The following is a 13,394-nucleotide window of genomic DNA, read 5'->3' as shown; positions in this document are numbered from 1 at the left end:
CAAGGTCGCCGCCGGTTGGCTGGCTAGACTGGCGGCGCCCTTAGTTTCCTCACGAGGATGCCCCATGCAACTGGTTTGCCCGGCAGGGAATCTGCCAGCCCTCAAAGCGGCGGTGCGCCAAGGCGCCGATGCCGTTTATGTCGGCTTTCGCGATGACACCAATGCCCGGCACTTCGCCGGGCTGAACATGGACGACAAACAGTTCGACGCAGCGGTCGCCCATATCCGCCAGCACCAACGCAAACTCTACGTGGCGGTCAATACATATCCGCAACCCAAGGGCTGGGAGCGCTGGCAGCGTGCGGTGGATCGCGCCGCCGATTTCGGCGTGGATGCGTTGATCGCCGCCGATCCCGGCGTGCTCAGCTACGCCAGCCAGCGCCATCCTCGCTTGGCGCTGCACCTTTCGGTACAAGGCTCGGCCACCCACGCGGCGGCGCTGGCGTTCTACGCGCAGCGCTATGACATTCGTCGCGCCGTGCTGCCGCGGGTGTTGTCCCTGGCCCAGGTCCGGCAGGTGGCGGCGGGCAGCCCGGTGCCGATCGAGGTCTTCGGTTTCGGCAGCCTGTGCATCATGGCCGAGGGCCGTTGCCACTTGTCTTCATACATCACTGGCGAATCGCCGAACCTGTGCGGCGTCTGCTCGCCAGCCAAGGCGGTGCGCTGGAGCGAGGACGCCGATGGGTTGAGCGCCCGCCTGAGCGAAGTGCTGATCGACCGCTACACCCCGGAAGAACCGGCCGGCTATCCGACATTGTGCAAAGGCCGCTTCCTGGTGGGCGGCAAGCGCTTCCACGCCCTGGAAGAACCCACCAGCCTCGACACCCTCGACCTGCTGCCGGAACTGGCGGCCATCGGCGTCGAAGCGGTGAAGATCGAAGGCCGCCAGCGCAGCCCGGCCTACGTCGAGCAAGTGACCCGGGTCTGGCGCGCCGCGCTGGATGCCCATCAGGTCGCGCCGCAACGCTTCCGCGTGCGGGAAGAATGGCGCCAGGTGCTGGCCGGTCTGTCCGAAGGCAGCCAGACCACCCTGGGCGCGTACCATCGATCATGGCAATGAGGGAGGCCTGATGAAACTCAGCCTGGGACCGGTCCTGTTCTATTGGGACAAAGCGCAATTGGGAAATTTCTACGCAGAGATGTCGGCCTTGCCGCTGGACGTGATCTACCTGGGGGAAACCGTCTGCTCGAAACGCCGGGCCTTCTCGCTGGATCAATGGTTGGGCCTGGGGCGCGAGCTGCAGGCGTGCAGCCAGGCGCAGATCGTGTTGTCGAGCCTGACGCTGATCGAGGCGGCCTCGGAGCTGTCTTCGCTGCGCCGCTTGTGTGACAACGGCGACGTGTTGGTGGAAGCCAATGACATGGGCGCCGTGCAGTTCATGGCCGAACGCAAACTGCCTTTCGTGGGCGGTTCGGCGCTGAACCTGTACAACGGCCACGCCCTGGGGCAACTGCTCGACAGCGGCATGATTCGTTGGGTGCCGCCGGTCGAGTGCTCGGCGGCGCTGATCGCCGATGTGCTGGAACAAGTGCGGGACATGGACCGTGATCTGCCAGAAGTGGAAATCTTCGCCTACGGTCATTTGCCCTTGGCCTACTCGGCGCGCTGCTTTACCGCCCGCGCCGAAAACCGGCCCAAGGACGACTGCCAATTCTGTTGCATCAACTACCCCGACGGCCTGGCATTGAGCAGCCAGGAAGGGCAGCAATTGTTCACCCTCAACGGCATCCAGACGATGTCGGGCGAGGTGACGAACCTGCTCGCCGATTACCCCGCGCTGGCCGCCTGCGGCGCCGACATGCTGCGCCTCAGCCCGCGCGCCCAAGGCATGGCCGACGTGGTCACGGCCTTCGACAAGGTCCGCCAGGGCGAGGCACCACCGCTGTTCGTGGACGGTTGCAATGGTTATTGGCACGGCCACGCCGGCATGTTGAAAGTAGAGGAGGCGGGCCTGTGCTGAGTCCGAAGAAGTGGGTGCTCAAAGGAGCCGATCGCTTGCTGCCGCTGGTGGGCAAGGTGCCGTTCGTGGTGCAGCGTCTGGCCTTGCAACAGGCGCTCAACCGCTGCCTGGCCGAGCCGCTGCGCGAGGGCGGGTTCGAGGTACTGCGCGATCGTTGGTTATGTCTGCGGGTGCTTGATCTGAAGTTGTGCTGGTACCTGACCCTCGGCCGCGACGGCCTGCGCATCGCCGAACGGGCCGAGGCGCAGGTGTCCATCAGCGGCAACTGGCGGGAGTTCCTGTTGCTGGCCAGTCGTCAGGAAGACCCGGACACGTTGTTCTTTCGGCGGCGGTTGGTGATCGAGGGAGATACGGAGTTGGGGCTGGCGTTGAAGAACCTGATCGACAGTCTCGACCCGGATGTCCTGCCGCCGTGGCTCTGGCGCAATCTGGAGCGGGCGGGGAAGGGGTTGGCGACCGCGTAATGAAAGATTCTGACGCGCTTCCCTTGGTGTATTCGTGTTCCGGTTGTTCGAACGTGGCGCAACTGGCCAACACTGTTGCGCTGCGCCTGGACCGTGCGGGCCTGGCGGAGATGTCATGCATTGTCGGAGTGGGCGGGCAGGTGCCGCCGCTGGTCAACAAGGCGCGTTCGGGGCGGCGGATCGTTGCGTTGGACGGGTGTCCGTTGCAGTGCGTGCAGGCTTGTCTGCGATTGCAGGGTTTGACGGCGGATGTGCATGTGATCCTCAGCCAGCTGGGGTTGCGCAAGCGGTTTGGGGTCGATTGCGGTGAGTCTGAGATGGAGCTGGTGTTTTCGCAGGTGGTTGCGTTGATGGATATGGGGTAGGTATGCGCCCCGACTCTTTGATAATCGCCGGTTCCTAGTCAGCATCTTCATTGACGGTCATGCCGCCTTCGCGAGCAAGCCCGCTCCCACACGGGATCTTCAGCGGCCACAAACTCGATGCACGCCACCGCCCCACTGTGGGAGCGAGCTTGCTCGCGAAGAGGCCTGTACATTCGATATCTTCATTGACTGTTGCTCCGCCTTCGCGAGCAAGCTCGCTCCCACACGGGATCTTCAGCGGCCAAACTCCATGCACACCACAGCCCCACTGTGGGAGCGGGCTTGCTCGCGAAGAGGCCTGTACATTCGACATCTTCATTGACTGTCATACCGTCTTCGCGAGCAAGCTCGCTCCCACAGGGGAACTCGGTCCGCCTCACGACTACTGCTGATAGGCCTCCAAGTCATCCTCGGACAAGATACGAATCTGCCGCCGCTCCATGGCAATCAACCCCCCATCCACCAACCGATGAAGAATCCGCGAAAACGTCTCCGGCTGGATTCCCAATTTGGAAGCCACCAGCCGCTTGGACACCTGCAACACCACCTGACCATCACGCGGATCCCGTTCCTGCAAAAGAAAATTGATGACCCGCCGACTGGCACTGGCCAAGGTCAGGTTATCGATGTCCTTGAGCCGCTGATGCAAATGGATGCTCATGCTCGCCAGGATCGCCAGGCAGACCTTGGGTTGGTCTTCCAGGGCCTTGCGGTAATGGGTGCCCTCGATACTCACCAGCACGCTGTCCTTGATCGCCGACGCGCTGACCGGGTAGCAGCGGGCCTGGCTGAAGAGCAGGGCTTCGGCGAAGGTCTGTCCGGGCTGGATGATTTCCACCAGGTTTTCCTGGCCCTCGCCGGTGACCCGGAACAGTTTGATCTGGCCGCTGACCAGCAGGAAAAACCGCTTGGCCGGATCGCCCTGGTGCATCAGCGTGCTGTTGCAGGGCAGTCGCTTGAGCACGGCGAGGTTGCACACGTCTTCGAAGACCCGCTCCGGCAATTGGCTGAACAGGTGATGACGTCGCAACAGTAGAACGATGGAAGGGTGGGTCAGCATGGCGTACCTCCGCGTGCCGTTATGGTAGAGCCCAACTCGCAGTCGGCCTATGCCTCGGCAGGCTTACCTCGGAAGAGGGATGGGAGGCGGTCGATCCAGTTTTCACTACTGGCGCAAATCTGTGGCGAGGGGATTTATCCCCGTTGGGCTGCACAGCAGCCCTGGCAGTGGACTCAATCTTCCAGGCACACCGAGTTGTCTGGTTTGGGGGCCGCTTCGCAGCCCAGCGGGGATAAATCCCCTCGCCACGGGATATGTGTTGGGGGCCAAAATGATTAGCCCGCCCCGCGCAAATGCTCCATCGCCCAAACCGCCGCTTCGACCCGCGAACGCAAGCCTAGCTTGTGCAGCAGGTTCTTCACGTGCACCTTCACCGTGCCTTCGGTAATGCCCAGCTTGTGGCCGATGACCTTGTTGCTGAAGCCCCCGGCAATCGTCCTCAAAACCTGGCGCTCACGTTCGGTCAGTTCCACGTCGGCCTGGCGTGGCGGCGAGCGCAGGGCCTGGGCCATGACGCGGGTCAGGCCGGGGCTGATCACCAGCGCGCCGTTGAGGGCGTCACGGATGTATTGGATCAGCAACTCGGGCTCCATGTCCTTGAGCAGGTAACCGTTGGCATCCAGGCGCAGGGCGTCGCGGATGTCGTCCTCGGCGTCGGACACGGTGAACAGCAGGACCTTGCCGGTGTAGTCCATCGCCCGCAGGCGGCGCAGGGTCTCGATGCCGTTCATCTGCGGCATGTTGTTGTCCAGCAGCACCAGGTCAGGCTTGAGCGGTTCGATCAGCGCGAGGGCTTCTTCGCCATGGCTGGCTTCGCCGACGATGTGCAGATCGTCTTCGAGTTCCAGCATCTGGCGGATCCCGCGCCGCATCATCGGATGGTCGTCGACCAGCAGCAGGGTGTGACGAAAAGGGGCGTTCATGTTGCGATGCCTTCGGAGTGATGGCCCAGGAATTCCGGTTGGAAGCGCACCTGGAGACGGGTGCCCTGGGGCGTTCGGGAGAGTATGTCCAGTTGGCCGCGCAGGCTGCGGGCGCGTTCGTTCATGATGTTCAGGCCGTGGTGTTCGCGCTGGTCCACTTCGCCGCTGAAGCCCCGGCCATCGTCTTCGATGGACAGGCGCACGGTCTCGCCTTCCTGGCGCAGTTCGAGCCAGGCGTTTTCGGCATGGGCATGACGCAGGCAGTTGGACAGGGCTTCGCGGGTGATCTGCAGGATGTGGATCTGCTCGCTGGCCGACAGCTCGAAGGCCAGGGTGTCAATGAACAGGTGCACGTGGAAATCGCCGCGGTTGGAGAACTCCTCGGCAGTGTCCTTGAGTTCCTGCACCAGTCCATCGTCGCGGATCTGCAAACGGAAGGTGGTGAGCAATTCGCGCAGTTGCCGATAAGCGTTGTTGAGGCCTTCACGCAGTTCGCCGGTGACGTTTTCCAGGGTCTGCACCGGTTCGCCGCGACGCATCAGGGTCTGCATGCGGCTGACTTGCAGTTTCATGTACGACAGGGCCTGGGCCAGGGAGTCGTGCAGCTCCCGAGCAATGATGGTGCGCTCGTCGAGCAGCAGCAGGCGATGGTCCTGTTCGCGCTGGCGCTTGAGGGACAACGTTGTGCCGATCAGGTTGGCCAAGGCCTGGATCAGCGCGATTTCCCAGGGCTGCGCGGCATGGCCGTCGACAAAATGCGCCTTGAGCTCACCCAGCTCGGTGCCCTGGTTGCTGATGCTGAAAGCCTGCGGGCGCGCCGCGTTGTGTTTGTGGCAACTGGCGCAATCGCTGGTGGCGCAGACCTGGCGGCTGGCGGCGCCATGCAAGGCCAGCAGGTGCCGGGCCGGTGCTTGTAGCTGTCCTTGCAGGCACAGCGTCAGGCGCAGGCCAGGCAGGCGCTGCTGGAAGCGCCGGATCAACTCATCCAGGCCTTCGGCATTGGCCTGGCGTGTCGCCAGGCTGCGGCTGCTCTGGTAGAGCAATTCAAGGGCGGCGTTGGCCTGTTGCAAGTTCAGGGTCTTTTGCTGCACCTGGGCTTCGAGGGTGCGGTGGGACTCCTCGATGGTCTCGGCCATGGTGTTGAAACTGGTCGCCAACTGGCCCAGCTCATCCTCGGACTGGTGATTGACCCGCACCTGGAATTCGCCACGGCGAAAACGCTGGGTGGCGTCCACCAGTTCTTGCAGCGGCATGACCACGCCGTACTGCAATTCATACAGGCCGATCAGCAGGATGATCATGGTGCTGAACAACGCGATGCCCTGGATCGCCTGTTGCCAGCCTTGTTTGTGTTCGCTCTGGCGCTGCAACAGGGTGACGAACTGGTCCAGTTGCTCGACGAAGGAGCTGGCGCTCGCTTGGAAAAACGTCGAGTCGCCGCGCTCGATGGCGGGGCGCAAGGTCTGGTTCCAGCGCTGCATGAGGTCGCGATAGCTCTTGTGCAGCGAGGTTTCCGGTCCGTCTTCCAGCACCACGCGCAGGGCCGGGCTGTCGAGGCGTTGCTGCAGGCTGTCGACGACCGAGGGGATGTCACCGGCGTCACCCGCCGCGAGTTTCCAGCTCAGGTGGTAGGTCTCCATGCGTACGGAGCCGGCGGTATTGATAGCCGCCGCGTCGCCCTGGCTGAACCAGGCGATCAGTCCGGCGCTCAAGGAACTGGCCAGGGCGAGAATGGCGATGAGGATCACCGCCAGCCCGGCGCGAGCGGGCAGGGAGCTGCGCAGCCAACGCATCATGGACGCTGGCTCCTGGAGAAAATCGGTAGACCGAGCATCAAGCGCGCCCTGGGTCGTGGGGTGTTGCAGCCGATCCTGGGCGCACTACCTCTAAAGAGTTGTCGGCCGTTCCGTTTCCATAAAAGCCTTGGCCGACTTGCTCAAGACATTGATAAACAAAGGGTTCTATCGATATCAGGATCTACCTCCTTGGAGGTAGACGGGCCAAGCATAGGCCAATGCCCCCTTGGCGCTCGTTGATCCAGGTCAAGTTTTCGCGGGGTAGGCATCACTAGTCTGCGCTCAACGAATTGACTGGGGTGCAGCGTAATGCGAGCGCAAGTGCAACAAGGGCTGGTACTAGGGATGAGTACCCTGGCCTTCACCGTGTGCTTCATGGTCTGGATGATGTTTGCCGTGCTCGGCGTTCCGATCAAGGAACTGCTGGCCCTTAACGAAACACAATTCGGCCTGTTGGCCGCCACGCCGGTGCTCACCGGTTCACTGGTGCGCTTGCCCCTGGGCCTGCTCACCGACCGCTTCGGCGGACGCATCGTGTTCTTCCTGCTGATGTTGTCCTGCGTGTTGCCGCTCTATTTGATCACCCTGGCCACGGCTTACTGGCAGTTCCTGGTGCTGGGCCTGTTCGTCGGCCTGGCCGGCGGCTCGTTTTCGGTGGGCATTGCCTACGTCGCCAAGTGGTTCGACAAACACAACCAGGGTTTTGCCATGGGCGTGTTTGGCGCAGGCAACGCCGGTGCCGCGGTGACCAAGTTCCTCGCGCCGGCCTTGATCGCGGTGGGTACATGGCACCTGGTGCCGAAGGTGTTCAGCGCGATCCTGTTCATCACGGCACTGCTGTTCTGGTTTCTCACTGCCGAGAAAAAAGAACACCGCAGTGCCGGCGGCGCCACGCTGCGTGAGCAACTCAAGTCGCTGAAAGATCCTGCGGTGTGGCGCTACTGTCAGTACTACTCGATCGTCTTCGGCGGCTACGTGGCCCTGGCGTTGTGGATGACTAAGTACTACGTGCAGGAATACGGTTTCAGCCTGCAAAGCGCGGCGCTGCTGGCGGCGTGTTTCTCCCTGCCGGGCGGCGTGCTGCGGGCCGTCGGCGGCTGGATGTCCGACCGTTGGGGCGCCCAGAGCGTGACTTGGTGGGTGCTTTGGGTGAGCTGGATCTGCCTGTTCCTGCTGTCCTACCCGCAAACCCAACTGCAAGTGCAGACCGTCAACGGCATCGTCGATTTCCACATCGGCCTCAACGCCACGCTCTTCACCGTGCTGCTGTTCGTGATGGGCATCGCCTTCGCGTTCGGCAAGGCCTCGGTCTTCAAGTACATCGCCAATGACTACCCGCAGAACATGGGCGCGGTGTCCGGCATCGTCGGCCTGGCCGGCGGCCTGGGTGGCTTCGTGCTGCCGATCATGTTTGGCGCCCTGGTGGACCTCACCGGCGTGCGCTCGTCCTGCTTCATGTTGCTCTACGGCGTGGTCTGGGTCTCGTTGATCTGGATGTACCTCAGCGAGGTGCGCAAGCGCCCGCTGCTGGGTAAACAACCGCCGGCCAGCCCATCCCCGTTTTCCAGCATTGCCCAAGGAGAAGAACATGTCCGTTCTGCAAACGCCTGAAAAAGGCCCGGTCATTCATGACTGGCGCCCGGAAGACCCAGCCTTCTGGGGCCGCAGCGGCAAGCAGACCGCCCGGCGCAACCTGTGGATTTCCATCCCGGCGCTGCTGTTGGCCTTCGCGGTGTGGATGGTCTGGAGCACGGTGATCGTGCGCTTGAACGCCATTGGCTTCAGCTTCAGCACCGACCAGTTGTTCTGGCTGGCGGCATTGCCGGGGCTGTCCGGCGCGACCTTGCGCATTTTCTACTCGTTCATGGTGCCGATTTTCGGTGGCCGTCGTTGGACAGCCCTGAGCACCGCATCCCTGTTGATCCCGGCACTGTGGATGGGCTTCGCCGTACAGGATTCGTCCACGCCCTACAGCGTGTTCGTGTTGATCGCGCTGCTGTGCGGTTTTGGTGGCGGCAACTTCGCCTCAAGCATGTCCAACATCAGCTTCTTCTACCCGAAGTCCCAACAGGGCACCGCCCTGGGCCTGAACGCCGGGCTGGGCAACCTCGGCGTGTCGGTGATGCAGTTTTGCGTGCCGCTGGTGATTTCCTTCGGTGTGTTCGGCTTCATGGGCGGCCAGCCGCAGGTGTTGGCCGATGGTAGCTCGCTGTGGTTGCAGAACGCCGGTTTCATCTGGGTGCCGTTCATCCTCGCCGTGACCCTGATTGCCTGGTTTGGCATGAACGACCTGTCCAGCGCCCGGGCTTCGTTCAGCGAACAGGCGGTGATTTTCAAGCGCAAGCACAACTGGCTGATGTGCTGGTTGTACCTGGCGACCTTCGGCTCGTTCATCGGTTTCTCCGCCGCGTTCCCGCTGCTGATCAAGACCTCGTTTCCTGAGGTGATCGCGTTGAAATTCGCCTTCCTCGGCCCGCTGGTGGGCGCCTTGGTGCGGCCGCTGGGCGGCTGGCTGGCGGACAAGCTCGGTGGCGCGAAAGTGACCCTGTGGAACTTCGTGCTGATGATCGTGATGGTTTTCGGTGTCCTGCACTTTCTGCCAAAAGGCGGCGAGGGCGGCAGCTTCTACGGCTTCCTGGGCATGTTCATGTTGCTGTTCATCACCACCGGCGTGGGCAACGGTTCGACCTTCCGCATGATCCCGGTGATCTTCCGCACCCTGCATGAGAAAGCCGCCCTCGGCAAAAAGCCCGAACAGCGCGAGCAAGCCCTGAAGAATGCCGGCAAGGAATCCGCGGCGGTGCTGGGTTTCAGCTCGGCCATGGGCGCCTTCGGAGCCTTCTTCATCCCCAAATCCTTCGGCACTTCGATGGCCCTGACCGGCGGCCCGGAGATGGCCTTCTACATGTTCGTCGGCTTCTACCTGAGCTGCATCGTGGTGACCTGGTGGTGGTACGCCCGCAAAGGCGCGGCGACTCCCTGCTAGACGAATTCAACTATTGCGTGGGCGGGGCGCAGACCCCGCGGAGCAAGCCTGAGAGGAAGACACTGTGAGTCATTTACTGGATCAACTGCGGTTCTTCAACCGCAAGCAAGGCGAGTTTTCAGACGGCCATGGCGAGACCCGCAAGGAGTCCCGCGACTGGGAGAACGTCTACCGTTCCCGTTGGCAGTACGACAAGATCGTGCGTTCCACCCACGGGGTGAACTGCACCGGTTCGTGCTCGTGGAAAATCTACGTCAAGAACGGCCTGATCACCTGGGAAACCCAGCAGACCGACTACCCGCGCACCCGCAACGACTTGCCCAACCACGAGCCACGCGGCTGCCCCCGTGGCGCGAGCTATAGCTGGTACATCTACAGCGCCAACCGGCTCAAGTACCCGAAGATTCGCAAGCCATTGCTCAAGCTGTGGCGCGAAGCCCGGCAGACCCTGCCGCCTGTCGAGGCGTGGGCGAGCATTGTCGAGGACAAGGCCAAGGCCGACTCGTACAAGAGCAAGCGCGGCATGGGTGGCTTCATCCGTTCCAACTGGGAAGAAGTCAACGAGATCATCGCCGCCGCCAACGTCTACACCATCAAGGAACACGGCCCGGACCGCGTGGTCGGCTTCTCGCCGATCCCGGCCATGTCGATGGTCAGCTACGCCGCCGGCTCGCGCTACCTGTCGCTGATCGGTGGCGTGTGCCTGAGCTTCTATGACTGGTATTGCGACTTGCCGCCAGCCTCGCCGATGGTCTGGGGCGAGCAGACCGACGTGCCGGAATCGGCCGACTGGTACAACTCCAACTACATCATTGCCTGGGGCTCCAACGTCCCGCAGACCCGTACCCCCGACGCCCACTTCTTCACCGAGGTGCGCTACAAGGGCACCAAGACCGTGGCGATCACCCCCGACTATTCGGAAGTCGCCAAGCTCACCGACCTGTGGCTCAACCCCAAGCAGGGCACTGACGCCGCGCTGGCCCAGGCCTTCAACCATGTGATCTTCAAAGAATTCCACCTGGACAAGCCGAGCGCCTATTTCACCGACTACGCCAAGCGCTACACCGACCTGCCGGTGCTGGTGATGCTCAAGCCGATGCTCGGCGTGGCGCCGGGTTCGGGTTACCAGCCGGACCGTTTCCTGCGGGCCAGCGACCTGACCGACAACCTCGGCCAGGACAACAACCCGGAATGGAAAACCATCGCCCTGGACGCCAACGGCGAGCTGGTTTCGCCTCAAGGTTCCATCGGGTATCGCTGGGGTGAGAAGGGCAAGTGGAACATCCTGCCCCGTGAAGGCGGCGAAGGCCGCGACATCGACCTCAAGCTGAGCCTGATCGGCGGCGACGTCGCCGAGGTGGCGTTCCCGTATTTCGCTGGCGAGTCCCAGGAATACTTCCAGCACGTGGCCGGCGATGCGGTGCAATACCGTCGTGTGCCGGTGCACAGCGTGGTGCTGGCCGACGGCAGCGTGGCGAAAGTCGCCACCGTATTCGACCTGTCGGCGGCCAACCTGGCGATCGACCGTGGCCTCGGTGGCGCCAATGTCGCCAAGGATTATGACGACGCCTCGGTGCCCGGCACCCCGGCCTGGCAGGAGCAGATCACCGGTGTGAGCCGCGAGAAGGCGATCCAGATCGCCCGCGAGTTCGCCGACAACGCCGACAAGACCCGTGGACGCTCGATGATCATCGTCGGTGCGGCGATGAACCACTGGTACCACATGGACATGAACTACCGTGGGCTGATCAACATGCTCATGCTCTGCGGTTGCATCGGCCAAACCGGTGGCGGCTGGGCTCACTACGTCGGCCAGGAAAAACTCCGTCCGCAATGCGGCTGGCTGCCCCTGGCCTTCGGCCTGGACTGGAACCGTCCGCCACGGCAGATGAACGGCACCAGCTTCTTCTACGGCCACAGTTCGCAATGGCGCCACGAGAAAATGAGCATGCACGACGTGCTCTCGCCCCTGGCCGACAAGTCGCAATTCCCCGAGCACGCCCTGGACTACAACATCCGCGCCGAACGCGCCGGTTGGTTGCCGAGCGCGCCGCAACTCAACACCAACCCGCTGCACATCTGCCGTGATGCCGCCGCCGCTGGTCTTGATCCGAAGGAGTACGTGGTCAAGTCGCTGCAGGACGGTTCCCTGCGCTTTGCCTGCGAACAGCCGGACAGCCCGGTGAACTTCCCGCGCAACATGTTCATCTGGCGTTCCAACCTGCTCGGGTCATCGGGCAAGGGCCACGAGTACATGCTCAAGTACCTGCTCGGCACCAAGAACGGCGTGATGAACGAAGACATCGGCCAGGTCGGCGACTGCAAGCCTACCGAGGCCGAATGGGTCGACGAGGGCGCCATCGGCAAGCTCGACCTGGTCACCACCCTGGACTTCCGCATGTCCTCGACCTGCGTGTATTCCGACATCGTCTTGCCGACCGCGACCTGGTACGAAAAAGACGACATGAACACCTCGGACATGCACCCGTTCATTCACCCGCTGTCCGCAGCCATCGATCCGGCCTGGGAGTCGCGTTCGGACTGGGAAATCTACAAGGGCATCGCCAAGGCGTTCTCGGCCATGTCGGTCGGTCACCTCGGTGTCGAGAAAGACCTGGTCACCGTGCCGTTGATGCATGACAGCGTCGGCGAACTGGCCCAGCCGTTTGGCGGCACCGACTGGAAGAGCGCCGGGGTGGCGCCGCAACCGGGCAAGAACGCGCCGAACCTGCAAGTAGTCGAGCGCGACTACCCGAACATCTACAAGCAGTTCACTTCCCTCGGCCCGATGCTGGAAAAACTCGGCAACGGCGGCAAGGGCATCAACTGGAACACCGACACCGAAGTGAAATTCCTCGGTGAGCTGAACCACAAGGAAGTCGACGCGGGCATCAGCCAGGGCCGGCCAAAAATCGACAGCGCCATCGACGCCGCCGAAGTGATCCTGTCCCTCGCACCGGAAACCAACGGCCATGTCGCGGTGAAAGCCTGGGCGGCGCTGTCGGAATTCACCGGCATCGACCACAGCCACCTCGCCGTGTCGAAAGAGCACGAAGCGATTCGCTTCCGCGACATCCAGGCCCAGCCGCGCAAGATCATCTCCAGCCCGACCTGGTCCGGCCTGGAAGACGATCACGTGAGCTACAACGCCGGCTACACCAACGTCCATGAGTCGATCCCATGGCGCACCATCACCGGTCGCCAGCAGTTCTACCAGGATCACCCGTGGATGCAGGCGTTCGGCGAGCAACTGATGAGCTATCGGCCACCGGTCAACACCCGCACCATCGAAGGCGTGAAAGGCAAACGCAGCAACGGCCAGCCCGAGATCGTCCTGAACTGGATCACCCCGCACCAGAAATGGGGCATCCACAGCACCTACAGCGACAACCTGCTGATGCTGACCTTGAGCCGTGGCGGACCGATTGTCTGGCTCTCGGAGATCGACGCCCAGCGCGCCGGGATCGAGGACAACGACTGGATCGAATGCTTCAACGCCAACGGCGCGCTCACCGCCCGGGCGGTGGTCAGCCAGCGGGTCAAGGAAGGCATGGTGATGATGTACCACGCCCAGGAGCGGATCGTGAACGTGCCGGGTTCGGAAACCACCAAGACCCGCGGCGGCCACCACAACTCGGTGACCCGCGTGGTGCTCAAGCCCACCCACATGATCGGCGGCTACGCCCAACAGGCCTACGGCTTCAACTATTACGGCACGGTCGGTTGCAACCGCGACGAATTCGTCGTGGTGCGCAAGATGGTCAAGGTCGATTGGCTCGACGGTTCCAGTGGCGATGATCTGCCGCGTCCACTGCCGACTGATATCGAGGAGAACTGAG

The 13,394-nt window shown here is 62.7% G+C and carries 10 protein-coding genes; 7 read left to right on the top strand and 3 right to left on the bottom strand.

From position 1 onward, the window contains the following. Positions 1-64: 64 nt before the first annotated feature. The 4 genes from ubiU to Q7C33_RS14935 are packed head-to-tail and all read left to right on the top strand — an operon-like array spanning position 65 to position 2,790. Complete coding sequence (gene ubiU, locus Q7C33_RS14950) at positions 65-1,060, top strand: ubiquinone anaerobic biosynthesis protein UbiU (protein ID WP_030137659.1); 996 nt, start codon at positions 65-67, stop codon at positions 1,058-1,060. A gap of 10 nt (positions 1,061-1,070) precedes the next feature. Next, entirely contained in the window at positions 1,071-1,961 is an 891-nt protein-coding gene (locus tag Q7C33_RS14945) for a U32 family peptidase (RefSeq protein ID WP_030137658.1), read from the top strand. After that, complete coding sequence (ubiT, locus tag Q7C33_RS14940) at positions 1,955-2,425, top strand: ubiquinone anaerobic biosynthesis accessory factor UbiT (RefSeq protein WP_030137657.1); 471 nt, start codon at positions 1,955-1,957, stop codon at positions 2,423-2,425. The genes Q7C33_RS14945 and ubiT overlap by 7 nt, the downstream gene beginning before the upstream one ends. Next, positions 2,425-2,790, top strand: a complete 366-nt coding sequence (locus Q7C33_RS14935; RefSeq protein WP_030137656.1) for a putative zinc-binding protein — start codon at positions 2,425-2,427, stop codon at positions 2,788-2,790. The genes ubiT and Q7C33_RS14935 overlap by 1 nt, the downstream gene beginning before the upstream one ends. Before the next feature lie 382 nt (positions 2,791-3,172). On the opposite strand, the gene Q7C33_RS14930 is transcribed toward Q7C33_RS14935, so the two are convergent. From Q7C33_RS14930 to Q7C33_RS14920, 3 genes are all read right to left on the bottom strand, one after another. Then, entirely contained in the window at positions 3,173-3,850 is a 678-nt protein-coding gene (locus Q7C33_RS14930) for a Crp/Fnr family transcriptional regulator (protein ID WP_030137655.1), read from the bottom strand. Positions 3,851-4,125: 275 nt separating this feature from the next. Further along, positions 4,126-4,773, bottom strand: a complete 648-nt coding sequence (gene narL, locus Q7C33_RS14925; RefSeq protein ID WP_407683658.1) for a two-component system response regulator NarL — start codon at positions 4,771-4,773, stop codon at positions 4,126-4,128. Next, positions 4,770-6,569, bottom strand: coding sequence for a HAMP domain-containing protein (locus Q7C33_RS14920; RefSeq protein ID WP_323155889.1), 1,800 nt, complete (start codon positions 6,567-6,569; stop codon positions 4,770-4,772). Before Q7C33_RS14920 ends, narL begins: the two co-directional genes overlap by 4 nt. A gap of 309 nt (positions 6,570-6,878) precedes the next feature. Between Q7C33_RS14920 and Q7C33_RS14915 the strand changes: the two genes are divergently transcribed. The 3 genes from Q7C33_RS14915 to Q7C33_RS14905 all read left to right on the top strand — a co-directional run bounded on the left by Q7C33_RS14915 (position 6,879) and on the right by Q7C33_RS14905 (position 13,393). Continuing rightward, positions 6,879-8,180, top strand: coding sequence for an MFS transporter (locus Q7C33_RS14915; protein ID WP_030137652.1), 1,302 nt, complete (start codon positions 6,879-6,881; stop codon positions 8,178-8,180). Then, positions 8,158-9,555 (top strand): NarK family nitrate/nitrite MFS transporter, encoded by a 1,398-nt coding sequence (locus tag Q7C33_RS14910; protein WP_030137651.1) that lies wholly within the window; start codon positions 8,158-8,160, stop codon positions 9,553-9,555. Before Q7C33_RS14915 ends, Q7C33_RS14910 begins: the two co-directional genes overlap by 23 nt. Before the next feature lie 64 nt (positions 9,556-9,619). Then, entirely contained in the window at positions 9,620-13,393 is a 3,774-nt protein-coding gene (locus Q7C33_RS14905; protein ID WP_407683657.1) for a nitrate reductase subunit alpha, read from the top strand. The last annotated feature ends 1 nt before the right edge of the window (position 13,394 follow it).

Source organism: Pseudomonas sp. BP11-1-1 (genome assembly GCF_052112105.1).
In the GTDB taxonomy this organism is placed as follows: Bacteria; Pseudomonadota; Gammaproteobacteria; order Pseudomonadales; family Pseudomonadaceae; genus Aquipseudomonas; species Aquipseudomonas alvandae.
This window is presented reverse-complemented; position numbering and strand designations above follow the sequence as displayed.

What these genes read in the sequence shown, in the direction of transcription:
- Q7C33_RS14910 (WP_030137651.1), top strand. Translation starts at nt 8,158, where the DNA reads ATGTCCGTTCTGCAAACGCCTGAAAAAGGCCCGGTCATTCATGACTGG.
- Q7C33_RS14920 (WP_323155889.1), bottom strand. Translation starts at nt 6,569, where the DNA reads ATGATGCGTTGGCTGCGCAGCTCCCTGCCCGCTCGCGCCGGGCTGGCG.
- Q7C33_RS14935 (WP_030137656.1), top strand. Translation starts at nt 2,425, where the DNA reads ATGAAAGATTCTGACGCGCTTCCCTTGGTGTATTCGTGTTCCGGTTGT.
- Q7C33_RS14945 (WP_030137658.1), top strand. Translation starts at nt 1,071, where the DNA reads ATGAAACTCAGCCTGGGACCGGTCCTGTTCTATTGGGACAAAGCGCAA.
- Q7C33_RS14915 (WP_030137652.1), top strand. Translation starts at nt 6,879, where the DNA reads ATGCGAGCGCAAGTGCAACAAGGGCTGGTACTAGGGATGAGTACCCTG.
- narL (WP_407683658.1), bottom strand. Translation starts at nt 4,773, where the DNA reads ATGAACGCCCCTTTTCGTCACACCCTGCTGCTGGTCGACGACCATCCG.
- ubiU (WP_030137659.1), top strand. Translation starts at nt 65, where the DNA reads ATGCAACTGGTTTGCCCGGCAGGGAATCTGCCAGCCCTCAAAGCGGCG.
- Q7C33_RS14930 (WP_030137655.1), bottom strand. Translation starts at nt 3,850, where the DNA reads ATGCTGACCCACCCTTCCATCGTTCTACTGTTGCGACGTCATCACCTG.